20 protein-coding genes are annotated in these 19971 nt (G+C 50.5%); 12 read left to right on the top strand and 8 right to left on the bottom strand.

Annotated elements, in window-relative coordinates; genetic code table 11:
• Positions 1–15 precede the first annotated feature (15 nt).
• The 3 genes from KIS77_04555 to KIS77_04545 all read left to right on the top strand — a co-directional run bounded on the left by KIS77_04555 (position 16) and on the right by KIS77_04545 (position 3565).
• Entirely contained in the window at positions 16–1065 is a 1050-nt protein-coding gene (locus KIS77_04555) for a hypothetical protein (GenBank protein ID MCW5921592.1), read from the top strand.
• 79 nt (positions 1066–1144) lie between these two features.
• A complete protein-coding gene (locus tag KIS77_04550; protein MCW5921591.1) occupies positions 1145–1993 on the top strand; it encodes a dienelactone hydrolase family protein in 849 nt (282 codons plus the stop codon).
• Between the two features lie 309 nt (positions 1994–2302).
• Positions 2303–3565 (top strand): DUF4230 domain-containing protein, encoded by a 1263-nt coding sequence (locus tag KIS77_04545; protein ID MCW5921590.1) that lies wholly within the window; start codon positions 2303–2305, stop codon positions 3563–3565.
• Here the strand turns inward: KIS77_04545 and KIS77_04540 are convergent, their stop codons facing one another.
• Positions 3566–5209, bottom strand: a complete 1644-nt coding sequence (locus tag KIS77_04540; GenBank protein MCW5921589.1) for an NAD+ synthase — start codon at positions 5207–5209, stop codon at positions 3566–3568.
• 8 nt (positions 5210–5217) lie between these two features.
• Positions 5218–6585: a hypothetical protein gene (locus tag KIS77_04535; protein ID MCW5921588.1), complete on the bottom strand. Its 1368-nt coding sequence runs from the start codon at positions 6583–6585 to the stop codon at positions 5218–5220.
• Positions 6586–6988: 403 nt separating this feature from the next.
• On the opposite strand from KIS77_04535, the gene KIS77_04530 reads away from it, so the two are divergent.
• On the top strand, positions 6989–7399 hold the full coding sequence (locus KIS77_04530) for a hypothetical protein (GenBank protein MCW5921587.1): 411 nt from the start codon (positions 6989–6991) through the stop codon (positions 7397–7399).
• Positions 7400–7598: 199 nt separating this feature from the next.
• Here KIS77_04530 and KIS77_04525 read toward each other — a convergent pair whose 3' ends face one another.
• Positions 7599–10349, bottom strand: coding sequence for a hypothetical protein (locus KIS77_04525; protein ID MCW5921586.1), 2751 nt, complete (start codon positions 10347–10349; stop codon positions 7599–7601).
• Between the two features lie 52 nt (positions 10350–10401).
• Positions 10402–10803: a DUF983 domain-containing protein gene (locus KIS77_04520; GenBank protein ID MCW5921585.1), complete on the bottom strand. Its 402-nt coding sequence runs from the start codon at positions 10801–10803 to the stop codon at positions 10402–10404.
• Positions 10804–11152: 349 nt separating this feature from the next.
• On the opposite strand from KIS77_04520, the gene KIS77_04515 reads away from it, so the two are divergent.
• Together KIS77_04515 and KIS77_04510 are read left to right on the top strand one after the other, a co-directional pair.
• A complete protein-coding gene (locus KIS77_04515) occupies positions 11153–11563 on the top strand; it encodes a hypothetical protein (protein MCW5921584.1) in 411 nt (136 codons plus the stop codon).
• A 65-nt stretch (positions 11564–11628) separates the two neighbouring features.
• Positions 11629–12453 carry a universal stress protein gene (locus KIS77_04510; protein MCW5921583.1) on the top strand — a complete coding sequence of 275 codons (825 nt, stop codon included), beginning with the start codon at positions 11629–11631 and terminating at the stop codon, positions 12451–12453.
• A gap of 87 nt (positions 12454–12540) precedes the next feature.
• Here KIS77_04510 and KIS77_04505 read toward each other — a convergent pair whose 3' ends face one another.
• The gene (locus tag KIS77_04505) at positions 12541–12849 is read right to left on the bottom strand and encodes a hypothetical protein (protein ID MCW5921582.1); all 309 of its coding nucleotides are present in this window, start codon (positions 12847–12849) and stop codon (positions 12541–12543) included.
• 223 nt (positions 12850–13072) lie between these two features.
• On the opposite strand from KIS77_04505, the gene KIS77_04500 reads away from it, so the two are divergent.
• Positions 13073–13762, top strand: a complete 690-nt coding sequence (locus KIS77_04500; protein ID MCW5921581.1) for a TIGR04283 family arsenosugar biosynthesis glycosyltransferase — start codon at positions 13073–13075, stop codon at positions 13760–13762.
• 73 nt (positions 13763–13835) lie between these two features.
• Positions 13836–14612 (top strand): DUF547 domain-containing protein, encoded by a 777-nt coding sequence (locus tag KIS77_04495; protein MCW5921580.1) that lies wholly within the window; start codon positions 13836–13838, stop codon positions 14610–14612.
• Between the two features lie 3 nt (positions 14613–14615).
• On the opposite strand, the gene KIS77_04490 is transcribed toward KIS77_04495, so the two are convergent.
• On the bottom strand, positions 14616–15602 hold the full coding sequence (locus KIS77_04490) for a N(4)-(beta-N-acetylglucosaminyl)-L-asparaginase (GenBank protein ID MCW5921579.1): 987 nt from the start codon (positions 15600–15602) through the stop codon (positions 14616–14618).
• Positions 15603–15663: 61 nt separating this feature from the next.
• Between KIS77_04490 and KIS77_04485 the strand changes: the two genes are divergently transcribed.
• The 4 genes from KIS77_04485 to KIS77_04470 all read left to right on the top strand — a co-directional run bounded on the left by KIS77_04485 (position 15664) and on the right by KIS77_04470 (position 18212).
• Positions 15664–16062 carry a hypothetical protein gene (locus KIS77_04485; GenBank protein ID MCW5921578.1) on the top strand — a complete coding sequence of 133 codons (399 nt, stop codon included), beginning with the start codon at positions 15664–15666 and terminating at the stop codon, positions 16060–16062.
• Positions 16059–17060, top strand: coding sequence for a cation transporter (locus KIS77_04480; protein MCW5921577.1), 1002 nt, complete (start codon positions 16059–16061; stop codon positions 17058–17060). Before KIS77_04485 ends, KIS77_04480 begins: the two co-directional genes overlap by 4 nt.
• Before the next feature lie 81 nt (positions 17061–17141).
• Entirely contained in the window at positions 17142–17606 is a 465-nt protein-coding gene (locus KIS77_04475; GenBank protein MCW5921576.1) for a DUF2452 domain-containing protein, read from the top strand.
• A gap of 27 nt (positions 17607–17633) precedes the next feature.
• Entirely contained in the window at positions 17634–18212 is a 579-nt protein-coding gene (locus tag KIS77_04470) for a DUF479 domain-containing protein (protein ID MCW5921575.1), read from the top strand.
• Positions 18213–18682: 470 nt separating this feature from the next.
• On the opposite strand, the gene KIS77_04465 is transcribed toward KIS77_04470, so the two are convergent.
• Both KIS77_04465 and KIS77_04460 read right to left on the bottom strand, forming a co-directional pair.
• Complete coding sequence (locus KIS77_04465; GenBank protein ID MCW5921574.1) at positions 18683–18826, bottom strand: hypothetical protein; 144 nt, start codon at positions 18824–18826, stop codon at positions 18683–18685.
• A gap of 187 nt (positions 18827–19013) precedes the next feature.
• Positions 19014–19970: a TerC family protein gene (locus KIS77_04460; GenBank protein MCW5921573.1), complete on the bottom strand. Its 957-nt coding sequence runs from the start codon at positions 19968–19970 to the stop codon at positions 19014–19016.
• Position 19971 lies beyond the last annotated feature (1 nt).

Genomic DNA, 19971 nt, shown 5'->3' with positions numbered 1-19971 from the left:
AATTTTACACGAACGATGACCAAACTTCCCCTGTTTTGCTTGTGCCTTTTGAGCCTGTCAGGCCAACTGCCTGCCCAGTACACCGACTTGATGAACGACCGCAACATCAGTTGGGTCGCGGAATACACCACCGATTTCAATTTCAATCCGGTTGACATTGGCTCGTCATATTTTTATGCGGACAGCGAACCTAACAACGATGTCAACGTGCTCCAGTTGAGCGCTGTCCCAGATGCGAACGGCTTGTTCAAGGAGCGGCAATTGGAGTCTTTTTTTAGCAAAAAAATGCTCGACGCGATTCGGGCGGGGGTGTTCTCGGTTTTTGAGGACGAACAATTGGAAAAACCCATAGCAAAGGAAAAGTTGCCTCAATATCTCCAGCGAAGATATGTGGAGTTTAACAGCGAGCGCTACGATGAACCCAAAAGCATCGTCAGCAGTGAGGTGGTGGCTTCGGATATTGGTTTTTTCAAGGTACGTCAGGTGTTTTTCTACAACAAGCAGGATAAGGTGTTCGGCTCGCGGGTATTGGCCATTGCCCCTGTCATAGAGACTTTCGATGTGGGCGGGATGTATGAATCCGTCACCCCTGTTTGGGTCAAAATTGATTTGCCAAAAAACGCCGCCAAGTATATTGCCACCGAAGTGGCATACTCTTTTGAAACGAAGATGAACCATAATGCCCCCAGCCTGAACAGTTTCGCCAATCAAAAAGGACGGATGGATTTTTTGCAATGGGTGGTCAGCGAAGTGGCCCAGCCTTCCCATTCGGTGCTGGACCGTTATTTTCAACCCATTGACCCTTCCAAAATTCAGGACTATGTGCTTCAAACGGACACCATCACGACTTTCGACGCAGAGACGTATGAGGAGCAAGTGCGCATTGTGGAGTCGAATGCCATCAAGGATTTGGACGGAATCGGCTTTGTGCAGCACTGGTTTTTCGACGACCGAAAAGGGCTGTTGTTCAATCGCGTGGTGGCCATAACGCCCAAAGTGGCGGTAAAAGACGCGGACGGCAACAAGCGCGGCAGCAAGGTGCTGTTTTACCTTTTGAACAAGTAAATTTGACCCTCGCCCTGAACTCACGATGCTTCGACTTGTTCTCCCTGTTTCTTTCAACGTTAACCAAACTGTTTTCCCAATGCGAATTCTACTCCTTTCCGTTTTGCTTGTTGTGCTTGGCAGCTTTTATGTGCTTGAAAAGCAAGATGCCAAGCCAATGGTGATGTGTCATGCTCCCAACAATGCACTTGACGCTTTCGCGTCGTTGGCCCATGACAAAAAATTCCGCGACGCGCACCCGTCCCCCCTGCCAACCGAAACCGCTCATGGCGGCACCATGATAGAGTTCCCGGTGCAGGGTGGCCCCAACGGAAAAGCCTACTTCGTGAAGGCGCACGGCAATACGGACAAATACCTTTTCATTTTTCAGGAATGGTGGGGGCTGAACGATTATGTGAAAAACGAAGCGATTCGATGGAGCCACGACTTGGGCATCAACGTGTTGGCCCCCGACCTCTACGACGGGAAATTGGCCACCAATGCCGAAGAGGCTGGCAAGTTGATGCAAGGCTGCGACAATGCTCGTTTGAAAGCCATCGTCGAAGGAGCGGCGAAGCATGTCGGCGATAAGGCGGACTTCCGTACGCTTGGCTGGTGTTTTGGCGGTGGGTGGTCTTTGCAGGCGGCGTTGTTGCTCAAAGACAAGGCAAAAGGCTGCGTCATGTATTACGGGATGCCCGAAAAAGATGTGGAGACCTTGAAAACGCTCAGCACCGATGTGATTTTCATCCACGCTTCAAAAGACCAGTGGATAAACGACGCGGTGGTGGCAGAGTTTGAGGCAAACATGAAAGCGGCAGGCAAGACACTAACCGTACACCGCTACGATGCCGACCATGCCTTTGCCAATCCATCAGGTGCGCGCTACAACGATGCCGCTTCCAAAGAATCGCGTGCGGTGGTGAGGGCTTACTTACAAACGAAATAACCGTTGAGGCTGCCAGACAAAAAACAGCTTTGACCGAAAATATACCTTGATTCGCTATGATTTGTCGGATTAGCATGATTGATGCCCCTGATTTTGAGCAGGTTGCGATTGCAGCCATGCCCAAAACTCGGCAGCGCGAGGTATAATTTATCCGACAGGATTCGCAAGATTGACAGGCTCTTTATCGGCGAAACCGCCTCATTGAACCTATCAATCTTGCAAATCCTATCAGAAAGAACAACCTTGCCTGTCAGCCACAATCTATCGGGCAACCGCACTAGCACTAAAACCCATGAAACTTGACTGTATATGGCAACAACTGAACAAGGTTCCGAAAGCAGCACCATATTTGGCAAACAGGTGTTGTTGTTGGCGCTCATTTGCATCGCAGCGGCTTTACTTTACAACGTTTGGTCGGATGATGGCTTTTCTTTTTTTAGCTCGGCCAGACCAGTGCAACTGACCTATGTGCCAGCCGATTTTCAGCCCAATCTGGACGAGGAGCGCACCCTGCGCATTCTTGCCCAGCCGGAAAAATATCGCCGCGAGTTCGATGACATGGTCTATAACTTCAACATGGCTTTGCTCTATCATGTCGCCAATCGCATGGCACTGCCCGACAGTTTGCGCCGTCGGTTGGAGCCGGAGTACAAAAAACACCATGAGTACCTCAGCCGGCTTTATTTCAATGACTTCGTGTCGCTGAAAGACACCACGGCCACCCTGTACGAAACTTGGTACAACGACAACACCAACCAAGCGGTGCAGGTATTCAACGAAGTCGCGGGCAAATACACATGCTTTTTCGTCACCCAAATCATGGCCACGCTCATCAACGCCGAAGGCGGGAAGCTCATGGCAAAAGGCAAAAATGTGGAAACTCCCTGCGGCATCGCCATTCAAGAAGGCTTGCACCCGATGATGTCTCGGCTACAGAAACGCGCCGAAATCATTGATTTCAGCGCCTCGCGGGGGCTGCTCAAGGAACGGGTGCGCAAAGGCATCGCCGAACTCGCCACCTACGAGCTGCGCAGCCGCATGGGGGTTGACAAAACACTGCAATACAAACTTTTGGGCTTTTCCATCTCCGAAACGGACATCCGAGTGGAGGCCATCAGCGTCATCAAGGCGGGTTTCAAACTCGACCAGTATTTCGATGTGACGTTTAGCCCTAGCAAAGGCGTTGTGTATGTGAAGCTGCCGCCACCCACCATTCTTTCCCATGAAGTATATCCGCGAGTTGACAAACTCGACGTGGGCTTTTTGGCTGGCGTCAATGAAAAAAACATGAATGAGCCGTTCAACGAGTTGCGCCGCGAATTCCGCCGCGATGCCATTGAAAATGAAAAAGTGCTGGACAAGGCTAAAATGCGTGCCGACTCGGTCATGCAGTTGTTGCTTGGCCCCGTGGTGAAATCCATCAACAAAAAATACACTTTGCAGGTGCGCTTTGAAAACGTCCCGGAAACAATGACGGAAGATGAGTGGCGCCGACGCGGCGAGGATGGCGCTATGCCGCCTGCCGACATACGCAAGACACCGAGGGACAAGGAAAAAGTATTGGCCAACTGACTACGACAGATACTTGCCCACAATAGGCATTCGCCTACCCATACCGAAGGCCTTGCTGCTCACGCGCAACACCGGTGCCGCCTGCTCGCGCTTGAACTCGTTGGTGTTCACCAATTTCAACACCCGCTTCACCAAGGCTTCGTCGAAACCTATCTCCACCAACTCACGAGGCCCTTGCCGACGTTCAATATACTGATAAAGCACCCCGTCCAACACTTCGTAAGGCGGCAAACTGTCCGTGTCCTTTTGGTCGGGACGAAGCTCCGCACTGGGAGGCTTTATGATGCTGTTTTGAGGAATGACCTCGCCATCTTTGTTGATGAACGCTGCCAACTGATACACCTCGGTTTTATACACATCGCCCAATACGGAGATGCCGCCGCACATATCTCCATAGAGGGTTCCGTAGCCCACCGCCATTTCGCTTTTATTGGTCGTGTTGAGCAAAATGTGCCCAAACTTGTTGCTCATGGCCATGAGCAAAATGCCCCGGACACGGGCTTGGATATTTTCTTCCGTCACATTGAAAGGCGCACCCTGAAAGTGCGGTTGCAAGGTTTGTTCAAAAGTTTCAAAAATAGGCTTTATGGGGACAATGTCGTATTGGATACCAAGGCGTTCGGCGAGTTGCCTGGCATCGTTCACCGAATGGTCGCTGCTGAACTGGCTAGGCATGAGCAGCACCCGGACGTGTTCTTTTCCCAAGGCTCGCACCGCCAACACTGCCGTCACCGCCGAATCAATGCCACCCGAAAGCCCGAGAATGGCAGTTTTAAAATTGAGTTTTTGAAAATAATCGCGAATGCCGACCACCAGCGCATCGTGGATGAGTTGAATTTTGTCCTTAGATTGCCCGGCTTCGCGCCCGCCCCGAATCACCTCCTCTAAATCGTACAGTCTCAATCCTTCCTCGAAATAAGGCATCTCATCATACAGTTGTCCCCCGTCGGCAGCAGAGAACACGAGGCTGCCGCCATCAAAAATAATGTCGGTCTGCGCCCCAACGTGATTGATATAAAACATGGGGATGCCATATCGCTGCACATTGGTTCGCACGACATGGATGCGCTCATCAGCCTGTGTGTATGAAAATGGCGAAGCAGAGATGTTGATGATAAAATCTGGCTTTTCGTGCATCATCTCGTCCAAAGGGCAAATGGTGTAGAGAGGGTTTTCGTTGCCCACGTTCCAAATGTCCTCGCATACCGACAGGGCGATTTTTTTGCCCATGAAATCTACTGTGCGAAACTCCGACGCAGGCTCGAAGTAGCGATATTCATCAAAAATATCGTAGGTCGGCAAAAGTGCCTTGTGCTGCACCCCCACCACTTGCCCATCGTGGAGGAGATAGGCAGAGTTGTAAAGGTCTTTGCCCTCGAGAAAAGGATTGCGCGTGGGTGCCCCGACGACGATGCCGATGCCCCGGCTGGCATGGCGAAGCGCCTTGATGGACTCATAGCTCTGCCTGATGAAGTCGTCGAACTCCAAAAAATCGCGGGGAGGATAGCCACACACGGCGAGCTCGCCAAAACAGACCAAATCGGCACCTTGAGTTTTGGCCGATTCGACGGCGGCGAGCATTTTTTGGAGATTGCCTTCAAAGTTTCCAATGTGGTAATTGAGCTGGGCTATTGCGATTTTCATACTAACATTTATTTGTGGTCAAATTTCAAAATTTCCATGCTAACGGGTGTTTGGTTGAGTTTTGCCTCCAGCCACGCAAACACGAGCGCATAAAGGTACTTGGATTGGTCTTTCTCCATGTCTGCTTTAATATCGCTCATCATTTTTGGGAATGAATCTTTATGTATGCTTCGAGGGTTGCGAAAAACGTTCTCCACCGCAACGAGGATTTTTTTCACAAAATCGTCGTCCAAACGAGCCTTGTGAAGCGAGCGTCGGAGGTTTTTGACGGGGCTGCCAAGGTCAACATACCTTGTGAATGCGCCATATTCCCAGAGGCATATCAATTCGAGCGTTTTGCACAGCACCGACAGGTCGGGGCGTATGTCTGTGCGCATTTGAGCGGCTTTGCCAAACCAGTCGCTGGCACGGTCGAAGTCGTCCAAGACGTAACAAACTTGACCGATGCTGAAACAGAGCGCCATGTAGCGGTTCTCCTGCATCCGATGCTTGTGCTTTTCGACACCCTCGGCGATATGATTTTCTTCCACATACCCTCGAGCCTTCTCGAATTCATTTGCTGCCAAATAGTGTAGCAAGTGGTGGTAGGCAAGATGTTGATATTTTGCCAGTTCGTTCCGCGTCCCTTCCATTTCGGCTTCCAATTGCTCTACCAAATCAAAGCGGCCCAATCGGAAACATCGGTTGATGTAATTGCTCACGGTGATGGAGAAGAGGGTCTGCTCTTGCTCGGCAAAAGCCTTGTGTTCCCGAAACAGTTGGATGGCTTCTCCCTGAATCCGAACGGCCCGCTCCAGCATGGCTTTCTTGACCAACCCGCCTGATGTGCTTTTGTTGTGAGTGTGTTTCAGATCGAAGGCATCGCTCAGAAAGTTTAAAGCGCGTAGCCTTGCTCGCGGGGGCATCGGGTCAAGTTGTCCTTGTTCATGCTTTTCCAAAATCTGCGTGAACTGCTCGTCGAGCGCCTCAGGCAAGGGGGTTCGTTTGCGCAAGAATATCTGTGTTTCGGTGGCAATTGCGTTGAGGTGTGTCACATCTGCCAGATGACGCAACACGATGTCTTGTTCTTGTTTCCATTCGGCAAAACCCACCACACCTTCACCGCCAATTTTCCAGCCGAACAACTGGCCTTTCCACCAAAGCAGCTCCAACTGGTAAGCGGGCTTGTCCAGCGTTTTGGCAAGTTGCATCGCTTCTTCGATGAGGGAAAGACAATCCTCAAACAGGTTTTTGCTGTGGAGAAAGACGATGTCCTGCATCAAGGCATTGAGGCGTGTAAGATGAGGTGCCTCGTCAGGTGTAGAGCGCATACTCTCCAATATCTTGCTGTAGAGGTAACTGGCAGGATGGGTGAGGTCGCCGGGTTTTGTACCCATTTTTTTTTGTTCCAATAGATGCTGCATAAGCGCATCCAAATCCCGGTCGTTGGATATAAATTCATTGACTGCATCGAATAGCAGTATGTATTTTTGAACCCTCTCCCCTCCCCAAAACTTCACATACTTTTTAAAATCCCCTTTCTGGACGGGTGTCAACGACCTGATTAGGCTGACAAGCTTGCTTATCAACGGAGAATTTCTTGCTTTTTTAGCGACAGATTTTTCCTTTCCGACTTCTTTTTTCATAAAAACTTAAATAATTGATAAACAATGCAAAATAAAGCAATTCATATTGCCCGACTAATAGTTGGACAAATATCTTGCAAGGGCACGGATCAACCATGAATAAATTAGGGATGTACTTTTGTTGCACCCATAAACTTCAAAATCAAATTTGCCCATGAGCATCACAAAAACCACCTACTCCCCAACGCACTCCATTTCGACCCGTTACCTGCGCATCGAGAAGGATGCAAGCACCGATATCATTATCATTGACGATTGTTTGTTCGACAACAGCGTTGCGGTACATACCGAGATTGACAAGGATACTGTGTGGCTAAAAGTCTTGCCGGGTTTTGAATTGACCATCTTGGACGATGAGCCATCGAGTATCAACGCATTCAGCCCAAGCCATGAAAATTGGAGCGCAACGCGGGTTTTTGTTCAGTCCGCCGAAGCCTTCGTGGTCGAATACACCGACTCTACAAAAACCACGCAAGCATCGGTGACCGGTTATGGAATGGGTAGCAGTGATGTGATGCACATAAAAATAGAAAGACAATCAGGTACCGTCACGATATTCCAATAAACACAAAACGAATCATCATCGGCTAATCTTCCAAGCTTATGAAAACGTTCTTCCAGTTCGCCGTGGGTTCCGGCATCTGTGCGGGTGATGCGCTGACACGTCTGGTTCTCTGCCCTGTGTAGCGTCAAGAGATGTTCGAGTGAAAAACAAGTTGCGTGTCATGAAGCAGCTCGACACAGTTTGCCGGCCCCTTTTTTGTTTAGTAGTTCATGATAAACTCGGTTAGGTTGGCCTCTTCGGCCAGCCCGATTTTTTTGCGCAAACGGTAGCGCTTGTTCTCCACTCCACGCACCGTGATATTAAGCAAGGGGGCAATTTCCTTTGATGAAAGGTTCATTTTAAGATATGCTGCCAAGCGCAAGTCGCCAGGGGTCAGGTCTGGAAACTCGTGCATGAGACGTTTGAAAAAGTCGTCGTGCACGCGATTGAAAGACTCCTCGAAAATTTCCCAGTCGTGGTCGCCATCAAGATGCTGGTCAATGAGGCGAATTATTTTTTGCATGGAGCGCGGCTCATTTTTGGCCACCATCAAGTCATCTCTCAGGCGCTGGAGCACCTCGTTTTTCCGAATCAGGTTGAGCGCCGCGTTGGAGAGCTCCCTGCTTTTGTTTTCCACTTCCAACAACAACCGCTCGCGCTCGGCTTCTATGCGCTGACGCTGGAGTTCGCGCTGCTTTTCGGCCACCAATCGGCGGCGTTGCCATTCGAGGCGACTCCTGTTGAATTTTTCCACCCCCAATATGGCAGCCATGGCCAGTAAAAAATACGCGACGAAGGCCCAGACAGAACGATACCACGGCGGGGCAATGCTCAGGGCAAGTGTAGTTTCTTGCTCATTGGTGTCGGTGCGCAGACGGAAAATGTATCTGCCCGGCGGCAAATTGATAAATTCTTTTTCCGGGTTGCTTTGCCACGGCGACCAGCCATTCGAGAAACCATCAAGTCGCCATGAGAACTTGGGCGCGCGCTCAAAAAATGGTGCGGCAAAGCGAAATCGAAGGCTATTGTGCCGCCATTTAAGTTTCAAAGGCTGGTTGACAGAAAAATACTCACCCGATGACGTTTCTATCGAACGAACGATGGGGCCTGTCATGCTTTTAGGGAGCGATTTTTCAAGCAGGCGCTTGTCGAGCATGGCAAATCCGTTTTCGAGGCAAAATAGGTATTTGGATTCCGACAGCGCGATGGCATTTTCAAACATCGGCACCAGTGAAAAGGGAAAGTGGCGCGAGTGCTCACCCATGTACAGGTGCACACCGCTGCTGTCCACCGCAAGAATCTCATCGTCATAACCGGGCAGCAGCTTGCGTCGCGCGAACGTGGAGGCCATCGGCTTGAAATGAATCGCTGATTCATTGACCACGATTTCATGCGGCACAGGTGCCACATTCACGACCAGCTGGTGCCCGAATGAGGCAAGGTCAAGGTAGAAGTCGGTCGGCAGGCCATCTTCTCTGGTGTATGTTTTAATTTCACGGACTTGCTCAAGCGCCGCGTCCAAGCGCAAGCGAAACAAGCCCTTGTTTGGATGTGCGCCCCATACATTTCCCGCGGTGTCGAAGGCAATTCTCCTTAGCGGCTCGCCAAAGCCGCGAACACGATGACTAAATTCCCATGCTCCTCTACTGTTTTTTCTTAACACGCACAACCCCGTGTAGGTGCTTTGTAACAGATACGCATTGTTGCCGGGCACTTGCACGATGCACCAACCGCCCGTCAAATCGGAAATTTTTTGTGCGTAGTCGTTTTGAATGACAAATGTGCCGCCGTTGTGCCCGCACAAGAGCTCATTGCCAAACACTTGCAATTGCCACACCTGCCCTTGTGTGCCTTCCACCAATTGGAACTTGGCGTGGCATACCCCTGCCGCAGGGCAAATTTTGCGAACAAACACCCCTTGATTGGTGCCGATGTAAAACCGGCCATCATGTTCGGCAGCCGTGTAAACCGTGCCGATACGCCCCGTCTGGTCCGTAAAAATGGTCAAAGGGTCGCGCAAGGCCACCAAGTCAATGCCCCTGTCGAGGCCGAGCCATATACTGCCGTCGCGGTCTTCATGAATGGCCAGCACGGTGTTGTTTTGCAGGCCGTTCTCACGGTGCAGATGAAATTTTACAGCGCCCGAAGCATCCAAAATGTATGCGCCGTTGAGTATGGTGCCGATGGCCCAGCCCCCATCACTTATCGCTACCGCCTTGTTCAATTGGTATTTCTTGAATTCCGCATTGAGCGGACTGTCCCATGCGCGGCAACCGCCATTGTTGATTTGAAAAATGCCGTGATTGGTAGTGCCTGCCAAAGCGCCCCCCAAACCGTCGGCCACAAGGAATTGCACTATTTTATCGGAAAGCACCTCTGTGCCTTCCATGAAGCGAAAGGTGTTGTCGGGCAACAACTCAAACAGCCCTCGTCCGATGACCGGGAGCCAAACGCGCCCACCCACCGCTTGCGCAAACATGATGGAACTGGGCGGCTGCAACACCACAACCTTCTGATAATCATATTTGTAAATCGTGGAAAAGGACTGAAACAAAACATAGTCCTTCATGGGGAGGATGTGCCATATCTCCTCTTTTTCCAAATGTTCCGCCCGCACTCGATGACTAAGCGACGTATATCTCATCTGCCCCCTTGCGTCTTTTTCCCAATAGCCAAACTCGGCAAATCCCCCACAAAACACTTCGCCATGCCGTCCTATAGCCACGGCTCGCACGGTTTGTTTTTCGGGCATGGAAAAGTGCCCCCAACTCGCGCCGTCAAACTCATACAGCCCTCCGTTGTTGCCCACATACATCCACCCGTCGGTGGTTGATTGTGCCAGCGACCAATTTTGGTTCTGCCCGCCGTAGTCGGAAGGAGTGAAGTTTCGAACACGCGGTACCTCCTGCGCGATGCCACCCATCGGCGAAAGGAACAGGCAAAGAAAAAAATAGCGAAAGGATTGCAGCACGTGGCAAAGAAACGCGGTTCGAATCAAAGTCCGATGAAATGCTCCGTTCGAGTCATGCTTTTTTCCCAAACTTCTCGACCGCCCTCGGGTCGTATTTTACGTTGATATTGAGCCACATCAAGCGCGAAATACGAAAAATGTAAATGAAGTTGCTCGCCAAAAAAGCAATGAGCAGGCCAAAAGAAGCCATTTGGCTCCAACCTAACAACCAATGGAACAAAGCGATGAACAACAAGCAAAACCACCCCGTCCAAATATACGAGATGAACATCGCGCCGTAATAGTACCCGGGTTCGGGGAAGTAGTTCAGGTCGCATTGGGGGCAGCGTTGGAGCATGTCTATCGGCTTGACAAACGACCAACTGCCCGTCTCGAACGTCTCGCCTTCGTGACAGCGCGGACATTTCAAATAAAAAATGCTGAAGGCTTTGGAGCCTTTTTTGAATAACGGCATGGGTTAGTGTGGTTAAAAAACAATGTTGTTTTAAGGTGAAAACGTGGCCGTCTCACAAGTTTAAATTTCGACAGGATTAACAAAACTTACAGTTTTTTTTACCCGAAAAAAGGGCGCGAATCTTGTCAATCCTGTCAAACAAACATCACTTGTGAGGCATCCTCCTGAAAAGCCAAAAATAGAACGAAGCGAGGTATTTTTGCGGGTCGGGCAAATTTCCGCTTGGTTGTGTCGAGGAAAGTGTGACCAAAGTCACAAACCCGGTTGATGGTGGTCATTTGGCTCAATACGCACCGAGATGCAATTTTGTGACGCAAACAATTGATTTTCAAAACTTAATTCGAGCGTCATGATTATTGAAATACTGAAAGACAAAACCATCGGCCAAATACAGGAAGAATTCTCGAACACATTCCCATATCTGAAACTTGTTTTTTTCAGCAAACCACACAAAGCCTACAAGGGAAGCCCTGCCAAATTCATCGTGGATGACGGCAATATGCCTTCGGGCGAGCTGATAAAAAAGCACGAAGGCGGGCATATCTACATCGAGCCGGAGATGCCTACTTGGCAAGTGGAGCGTCTCTTCGAGTCGGAATTTGGGCTGTATGTGCAAGTATTCCGCAAATCGGGCAACACATGGCTCGTGACCAGTGTGACCGACGACCTCACGCTCGAAGAACAAAACGTGAAAGGCAAAGACAGCCAGCGCCATCACTTTGACCTTGTGGATCCATTGGACTATCGCGAACAAGACTGACATCCCGGCGTTTCGCCTGATGTGCGTTTACCGATTTTGATTGCAAACAATTCACATTCGAAATAATGAAGACCATACTTGTTCCTACCGATTTTTCCAAATGTGCAACCAACGCCTACCGATACGCGCTTGAAATAGCTGCTCGCACAGGGGCGGAAATTGTGGCACTTCACGTCGTCTACCCGAACGAGGGCGTGGAAAACAATGTGTACAGTGCTTTCTGGATTGACGAGTATTTCAAACAACGAGAACGCGACCTCCGCAACTGGACGCGCCGACAGGCCAAGCGCGAGGACTTGAAAAAAGTGCCAGTGCGCAGCCAATGCACCATCGGGTTCCCCGCCTCGTCGGTCAGCGCGGCAGTAGAGCAAGAAAAAGCCGACATGGTAGTGATGGGCACTACGGGAGCCACAGGGCTAAGGGGTGTTTTCCTCGGGAGCGTGGCTTCTGGGGTGATAGCCCGCACCAAAATTCCCGTGTTGGCGGTGCCTCAAAAAGGCGCTTTTCAGGAGAAGTCAACGGTGGTTTTTGCGACCGATATGCGCCTGAGGCTCGACGAAAAAACCATCCGCCTGATGCGCGAGTTGCCACAAATGAAGCAGGGCAAAATGCACATCGTTCATGTGCTCGACAAGCCGGGAGAGCCAGACAAGGGACAAGAAGCGGCTATCAGCCAAAAACTCGCGGACATCCAACACGATTTTCGATACCTGCACGACCGCGATGTGGCGCAGGCCATCGTCAACTTCGTCGAATCCACCAATGCCGACCTCTTGGTGGCCGTCGCCCATGAGCACAGCCTTATGCATCGGTTGTTTTTCGACAGCATGACGCGCAAGCTCGCCCAACGGGTGAAAGTGCCTATGCTGGCACTGCACGATAAAAGTTGAGCAAGCAGACAGCTACTCACAGAAAAAAATTGCGGCAGCACGACTATCGGAATCGTGCCGCCGCTTTTCATTGTGCCTCGCGTAAGGTTAGTTCAGATAAGCCGGGGCGTAAGGCAAGGCTTCCCTCTGACGCATTGGGAACAAGCGCCGCAGCAGCAGCATGGGGGAAAAATCACGAGGAGAAAAAATAACCTCGACGAATACCAATTTCAGACAACGCTGCACGCTGGAAACGGCGATGACCAAGGCGTTGCCCTTGTTGTGTTGAATCTTTTCCACCGAGTCGAGTCGCCAGTCTTCTGATTGAATTGAGGTGTCTATGTGGCTATCGGCGAGTTGATAGCCTTTGGAGGCAAGGTTCTGGATGGTTTCCGAGAGCGATTTGTGATGTTTCATGTGTAAATGCTATTTTAGATTATGATTATGAGAAAAACGAATTCGGAAATCCAAACGTGGGGTGAAAGGCGTAAATTTCAATCGTCATTTTGCTTAATTGTTAGCGGGTGACAAATCGCGTGTTTTCATTGCCAATCCAATAGACTTGCGGCGGTGGTGGCCTTTGAGTAAAGGGAAAGGCCACCACCGCCGCAAGCCTAATACTTTTGCAGCATTACCGCCTGTGTACATCTCTATCATTATTCCAGTGCTAAACGAGGCCGGACGCATCGGCCCTCTTGTGCGATACTTGTTGGAGCAAGGCGCTGCGCTGGTTCGCGAAGTGATTGTGGTGGATGCGGGGAGCTCCGACAATACTTTCCAAATCGCTATGGAGGCCGGTGCCGCGCTGCTCCATTGCCCAACAAGCAACAGGGCAGCCCAAATGAACACCGGGGCCAGCGCCGCCTCAGGCGATGTGTTGTACTTCATTCACGCCGACACGTTGCCGCCCCCGTCGTTTGCCGACGACATCGCCGAATCCATTCGGCAGGGCTACGTCATGGGCTGCTACCGATACAAATTTGACTCGCCGCATTTTTTGTTAAAAATCAACGCATACTTCAATCGCTTCCAATGGCTGTGGTGCCAAGGAGGCGACAAGACGTTTTTTATCAGGAAAGAGGTGTTCCGTCAATTGGGCGGTTACGACGAGCGACACGTCATCATGGAAGAATATGATTTTTTGCGCCGGGCGATGCCTTTGTACCGATTGCACATCATTCCGAAATATGCCATCGTGTCCGCTAGAAAATACGAACACAACGGCTGGGCGCGCGTACAGTTGGCCAACATCGTCACCTTCAACCTGTGGCGGCTTGGGGTGGCCCCACCATACCTGAAACGCCTTTACAAGTCTATGTTGAAATCCTGATTTTTTTGCGGGGGGGCCAATCCGTTTTCGAGAGTTTTGCGTACATTTAAAAACAACAGCTCGAAATCAATTCATGAAAAAAACACTCCCGGTTTTCCTCGCCCTGCTTCCTGCCCTGCTGCTTTGGTTCACTTGCTCCAACTGCCGCGCCATCAGACGCGACACCGATTCTAAGCCCGTCAGCCATGACAGATGGAACACATTGCTCGACAAACACGTCAGCGCAGAAGGTTGGGTTGACTACAAAGGCTTTGTTCGTGATAGCAACGAACTCAATCGCTACCTGAAGACACTGGAAAGCGCCCACCCCAACGACAAAAATTGGTCGAAAAACGAGCAGATGGCTTATTGGCTCAATGCTTACAACGCCTACACCATCCAGCTCATCGTGCGTCACTACCCCGTTGCCAGCATCAAGGACATCAAAAAAGGGATCGCGTTCGTCAATTCGGTCTGGGATATCAAATTCATTCAAATTCAGGGCTTTACCTACGATTTGAACAATATCGAGCACAACATCCTGCGACCCGTGTTCAAAGATGCTCGCATTCACGCTGCCATCAACTGCGCCTCCTATTCTTGCCCCAAGCTCTTGAACGAAGCCTACACCGCCGACAACCTCGACCGCCAACTCGATGCCGCCATGCGCACCTTCATCAACGACCCGCTGTGCAACCGAATCACGGCGGAGCAGGCCGAAATCTCGGAGATTTTCAAGTGGTTCAAAGGCGATTTTGAGCGCGACGGCACGCTCCGCGATTTTCTGAACAAATACGCCGACACAAAAATCACGACCGCAACACGTATCACCCACATTGACTATGATTGGGCTTTGAACGAGGCTAAGTGAATCTCAGTCCCGCAGCAGGTGACCCGCTTCCATCACTTTGTTTTCGCCCTGCTGATAAAGCACATAATTGAACCCTTTATGTATGGAAAATGCCCCATGCCGGCCTTTTTTGTCAATGGCGACAAATCCGACCTGAGCATCCTTGACCAGACTGGCATGCTTGCGGGCAATGCGCTTGACGGCTGTCTCCACCGCTTTTTGCGGATGCGCACCTCGCCGCATTTCTTCCACCACGAGAAAGCTGCCCAACGTGCGCAACACCAGCTCGCCCAGCCCGGTAGCGGCTGCGCCGCCCACCTCGTTGTCCACAAACATGCCCGCACCAATGATGGGGCTATCCCCCACCCTTCCGTGCATTTTGAAAGCCAAGCCGCTCGTGGTGCAAGCGCCCGCGATGCGTCGTTGCTTGTCGAGCGCCACCATGCCGATGGTGTCGTGACGCTCGATGTTGATGACTGGCTTGTATTCCGATTTGACTTTCCATGCCTCCCATGCCCGACGTGCCGAATCGGTCAGGAGATCTTCTTTTTTGAAGCCTTCTTGTAGCGCGAACTGCAACGCCCCCTCGCCGGAGAGCATGACGTGCGGTGTTTTCTCCATTACCCTTCGCGCCACACTGATAGGGTGCATGATGTGTTGGAGAAAGTTGACCGAGCCTGCGTTGCCAAATTCATCCATGATGCACGCATCAAGCGTCACGTTGCCGTCCCGGTCGGGCAGGCCGCCATAGCCCACGCTGCTATCCTCAGGGTCTGCCTCTGGCACCCTCGCGCCAGCTTCCACGGCATCGAGCGCGCGCCCCCCCTTCGAGAGCACCTCCCATGCGGCAGCCGTGGCTTTTGTGTTCGGCCCCCACGTTGCTATGACCACTGGCAAGACATCTGTGTTTAAAAGGTCTGTGTTCGGGACAATTCTTTCCCAAAAACTGGCGCTTCCGGCGGCCAAGCCTCCCCAAAGTGTGTGTTGAAGAAATTTGCGTCGAGTGTTCATGTGTTGAGTGTAGTTTGAAAAAACGATTCGTCGGCTTACTTTTGGCGGCAAAATACGCGCTATGATTCAACGTCCCTCTAACAGCATCTTTTTTCTATCGGCTCTTGCACTCATGTTTGCCTGCAATCGAAAAAGCACAAGCGCCGATGCTCCAAGCGTTTGGAACAAGGTCAAGATTGATTTTTCGAGAATTGATGAAAACGGCCTCGCAGGCCCTCCCGATGGCAAGGTGGCCGTGAACTATGAATTTTGTATACCAGCAGAAGAAAAATTGTTGAGCGAGGTAAAAAAAATTGATTCGAGCATACAACCGTACAAAGGCAGCAAAGGACGGGTGGGCTGCCAATCGAATCAATGGCTCCTCATAGGCTCCACCCATCAGAAAAACCACCGTCGAGTGATTTACGAACTCGCCAAACTGCCCTATGTGCAGCAAATCCACGAGACTTATTTTGAATGATGGACACCCCGACATCAAAGCCCGTCACCGTCCGCACGCAGCAATGGGTGGTCGTGGCATCGGTCGTGCTTTTTGCATTGAAGATGTTGGCTTATTGGCTCACCAACTCCGTGGCGGTCTTGACCGACGCGCTTGAAAGCACCGTCAATGTCGTGACGGGATTCACGAGCCTCTACAGTTTGCGCATCGCCGCACGACCCCGCGACGACAATCATCCCTACGGCCATGGGAAGGTGGAACTGGTGTCAGCCTCGTTTGAAGGCATCTTGATTTTGATAGCCGGTTTGCTGATTGTCTATGAATCCATCACCAATCTTGTGCATCCGCATCCGGTGCGACAGTTGGACATGGGGATTCTGATAATCGGTATCACAGCCGCTGCCAATTATTGGTTGGGGGCTTGGTGTATTCGCGTCGGCAAAAAAAACCTTTCCGTAGCATTGGAAGCAAGCGGCAGACATTTACAATCGGACACATGGACGACGATTGGCATTGTGGCTGGTTTGCTGCTGTTGCGTTTTACGGGCATCGGCTGGATAGACAGTGCCGTAGCCATCATATTCGCCATTTTCATTCTGGTGGAAGGCTCGAAAATTATCCGCCAAACCATCGCGGGCATCACAGATGAGGCAGACATGGAGTTGCTCAAACAACTCATTGTTTTGCTCAACCTACACAAACAGTCTGCTTGGATAGACCTGCACAACCTCCGAACCATCAAGTATGGCTCCGTGCTACATTTAGACTGTCACTTGACCGTGCCATGGTATTTCAACGTGAATCAAGCGCACAAGGAAATAGACGCTCTGAACAACCTCATCGCGCGGCACTTTCCCCATTCTTTGGAAATGTTTGTTCATACGGACGGCTGTGTGCCGCCTCGTTCGTGTCAAGTTTGCCCAATTGCCGATTGCGAAGTGAGAAAAGCACCGTTCAAAGAACGCTTGGAATGGACTTTGGAGAATGTGACCTCTAATAAAAAACACAGCGCAGATTAAGTTTGAAAAAAAACGCGGCAACTGACTGCCGTTTTTTCAGCTCCGATGTTTTAATGCCCGAACTTTTTTTCCACAACAAAAATGGCTGACAAGAAAAAACCGAACAACGACGAAGCGTTTGTCAACCCAATTGACAAGGACAAGGTAGCCGAAAACCCAGGGCTGCTTCCCTATGCACACACGACGGGAGGCGCGATCATACGTCCAGAAGACAAAGGCCGGATTCGAGGCAATGCGATGACCGCCATGTACGACCAGACCGACCGCCAAATGGAACAGCTTCGCCAACAAATGGAGACTTTGGTCAAGCAGGCCAAATCACTGGACAATCGGATGAAAGTTTCTGAGGTCATCTATCAAGCGGACGTGCCTTTCCAGCCCGTTATTCACCACATCTACCACTTATACCGACGCAAGACAGACGGAGCCAATGTCTTATCCATGATAGCCCCTTCGGAATGGGGCCGTAAAACACCTTACGAATACCTCGCCACCGTCCGCTTGCTGGGCGACCATACTTGGGAAGTTCTTGAAGGAGAAGTGTGACCATCCATCAACATCACCTGACATTGAATGAATCACCTCGCACACTGCTTTCTTTCGTTCGGCAATGAGGATTTGTTGCTCGGCAACTTCATCGGAGACTTTGTGAAGGGCAGTGCTTGGAAACACTATCCCGAAACGGTGCAACGCGGTATCCTGCTGCACCGAGCCATTGATTCGTTCACCGACACTCATCCCGCTACCTCAAAAAGCAAAGCACTCATTCGGCCGGTGGCGGGCCGCTATGCCTCGCCAGTCGTGGACGTGCTGTACGACCACTTGCTGGCTACGCATTGGGAACAATATACGACAGAGCCATTTGAGGCATTCACAGCAAAAACCTACAAACAGTTGAGCAACCGCTCCGGAGAAATGCCGGCAGCGTTGCAAGCGCGGCTGCCTCAAATGCTGGCTGGAAAGTTCCTGCACGGCTACACGCAGCGAACAGGCGTGGAATGGGTATTGTCCCGACTTAGCCACCGCATGGTGGGTGGCATGGATGGTACAGCCTTGTCTCAACTCTTTTTCAGCCAAATAGATGCTTTTTCGAGTGATTTTAGGGCTTTTTTCCCAGAGTTGTTGGAGATGGCGAAGGGATATTCTGCCTAAATACTCCACTACTGTAAGGGTCTTTGGGGGACATTAAGGGGCATTAAGGTCATTAGGGGTCATTAAGGTCATTAAGGTCATTAGGGGTCATTAAGGTCATTAGGGTCATTAGGGGGCATTAAGGTCATTAAGGTCATTAAGGTCATTAGGGCAGGGCAAACGCATCAAAATACAACCGACCTCGGAGAGGTCAAATGTTGGTAGAAATGGTGTGTTTTTGTGATAGTTATCACGACCTCGGAGAGGTCAAATGTCTATCGCAGTAAACAGGTCACCAACATTCGACCCCGCTGGGGTCGTAAACACCGCGGAAACGGGGCGTTTCTACCAACATTTGACCTCTCCGAGGTTTGTGCCATTTTGATGCGTTTGCCCTGGGTCATTAGGGGTCATTATGGGCGGGGAATAAAAAAACGGCGCATCGGAAAACCCGTTGCGCCGTTGCAATTTTTTATAGCCGAAAATGTGTGTTATTCTTCTTCTGAATCGTAGCCCCTCAGGCGATACTTTGTTTTTTCGATTGGTTTGAGTTTTTTCTTCTTGTGGTCTTGAAATTGGATGTCGCGGTCGTCCGTGCGGCGAAGGTCTTTTTTACTCTTTTCCCAGTGTCTCATGGCAAAAGTATTTTGGTTTGAGCCTTCCAATGCTTTAGCAAAAAGGTTTTTACGGAAGGCTGATGTGAATAAAGGTGAATGACGTAAGTTCTGCGAAAGCCGAAATTGGAAGAGTAAAACATCCGTTGCTTTCACATTACAGGTACAAAAATAACCCCCATTCCCGAATTGTCAAGAGGAAAGACTGTTAATTTTTTTTGCGGCGCAGTGATGCCACCACGCCTACCAACAAGAAAAGCCCAATAATACCCAACGACCATCCAATCGGAATATGCATCTTTATCGGGATAAGGAGCATTTTGATGCCGATGAAGAACAGGATGGCGATGAGGCTGTAACGCAGGTATTCAAAGCGGTCGAGCACGTTGGCCAGCACAAAATATAGCGAGCGCAGGCCTAAAATGGCGAATATATTGGACGAGAACACCAAAAACGGGTCGGTGGTGATGGAGAACACCGCTGGCACCGAATCGAAAGCGAAGAGGATGTCGGTCGTTTCGATGACCATTAGCGCGACAAACATCGGTGTGACGGCACGACGACCATTTTCAATGGTGAAAAAATTTCCGCCATCGTAATGCGAACTGACAGGGTAAAACTTTCGGATAAGCCGCACCACCGTGCGCTTGTTCACATCCGGCTCTTCGTGGTGAGCACGCAACATCTTGAAGGCAGAGTAAATCAGCAACGCTCCAAAGGCATAGAACAGCCAAGTGAAATTTTGAACCAAGGCCACGCCAACACCAATTAAAATGCCGCGAAAAACCAATACCCCCAAGATGCCCCAAAACAAAATACGGTGCTGATATTTTTTTGGCACGCGGAACTGAGCAAACACCAAGGCCATGACGAACAGGTTGTCAATGCTCAGGGATTCTTCCAATAAGTAGCCCGTGAAGAATTTCAAGGCTGCCTCGGCACCTCCCATTTTCTCATAAGCATTGCCGAGATTCCACCAATGGTTTTCGTAAGCGAAGTAAACAAAAACATTGAAGGTCAATGCCAACCCTATCCAACCCATCGTCATAAAAATCGCTTCCTTAGCGGAAGGAGCATGGGCTTTTTTATTAAAAACGCCGAGGTCAACAGCCATCAGCAACAAAACGAAGACAATAAAAACTATCCAGACGACTGGGCTTATCATA

This window comes from Saprospiraceae bacterium (assembly GCA_026129545.1).
In the GTDB taxonomy this organism is placed as follows: Bacteria; Bacteroidota; Bacteroidia; order Chitinophagales; family Saprospiraceae; genus M3007.
Note: the sequence above shows the minus strand (reverse complement) of the source record. Positions and strands in the feature narration are given on the sequence as shown.

Excerpts from the sequence above, each read along its gene's own strand:
- KIS77_04550 (MCW5921591.1), top strand. The coding sequence starts at position 1,145 with ATGCGAATTCTACTCCTTTCCGTTTTGCTTGTTGTGCTTGGCAGCTTT.
- KIS77_04485 (MCW5921578.1), top strand. The coding sequence starts at position 15,664 with ATGATTCAACGTCCCTCTAACAGCATCTTTTTTCTATCGGCTCTTGCA.
- KIS77_04540 (MCW5921589.1), bottom strand. The coding sequence starts at position 5,209 with ATGAAAATCGCAATAGCCCAGCTCAATTACCACATTGGAAACTTTGAA.
- KIS77_04460 (MCW5921573.1), bottom strand. The coding sequence starts at position 19,970 with ATGATAAGCCCAGTCGTCTGGATAGTTTTTATTGTCTTCGTTTTGTTG.
- KIS77_04510 (MCW5921583.1), top strand. The coding sequence starts at position 11,629 with ATGAAGACCATACTTGTTCCTACCGATTTTTCCAAATGTGCAACCAAC.
- KIS77_04535 (MCW5921588.1), bottom strand. The coding sequence starts at position 6,585 with ATGGGTACAAAACCCGGCGACCTCACCCATCCTGCCAGTTACCTCTAC.
- KIS77_04475 (MCW5921576.1), top strand. The coding sequence starts at position 17,142 with ATGGCTGACAAGAAAAAACCGAACAACGACGAAGCGTTTGTCAACCCA.
- KIS77_04465 (MCW5921574.1), bottom strand. The coding sequence starts at position 18,826 with ATGAGACACTGGGAAAAGAGTAAAAAAGACCTTCGCCGCACGGACGAC.
- KIS77_04505 (MCW5921582.1), bottom strand. The coding sequence starts at position 12,849 with ATGAAACATCACAAATCGCTCTCGGAAACCATCCAGAACCTTGCCTCC.
- KIS77_04495 (MCW5921580.1), top strand. The coding sequence starts at position 13,836 with ATGAAAAAAACACTCCCGGTTTTCCTCGCCCTGCTTCCTGCCCTGCTG.
- KIS77_04520 (MCW5921585.1), bottom strand. The coding sequence starts at position 10,803 with ATGCCGTTATTCAAAAAAGGCTCCAAAGCCTTCAGCATTTTTTATTTG.
- KIS77_04530 (MCW5921587.1), top strand. The coding sequence starts at position 6,989 with ATGAGCATCACAAAAACCACCTACTCCCCAACGCACTCCATTTCGACC.
- KIS77_04490 (MCW5921579.1), bottom strand. The coding sequence starts at position 15,602 with ATGAACACTCGACGCAAATTTCTTCAACACACACTTTGGGGAGGCTTG.
- KIS77_04555 (MCW5921592.1), top strand. The coding sequence starts at position 16 with ATGACCAAACTTCCCCTGTTTTGCTTGTGCCTTTTGAGCCTGTCAGGC.
- KIS77_04480 (MCW5921577.1), top strand. The coding sequence starts at position 16,059 with ATGATGGACACCCCGACATCAAAGCCCGTCACCGTCCGCACGCAGCAA.
- KIS77_04470 (MCW5921575.1), top strand. The coding sequence starts at position 17,634 with ATGAATCACCTCGCACACTGCTTTCTTTCGTTCGGCAATGAGGATTTG.
- KIS77_04545 (MCW5921590.1), top strand. The coding sequence starts at position 2,303 with ATGGCAACAACTGAACAAGGTTCCGAAAGCAGCACCATATTTGGCAAA.
- KIS77_04515 (MCW5921584.1), top strand. The coding sequence starts at position 11,153 with ATGATTATTGAAATACTGAAAGACAAAACCATCGGCCAAATACAGGAA.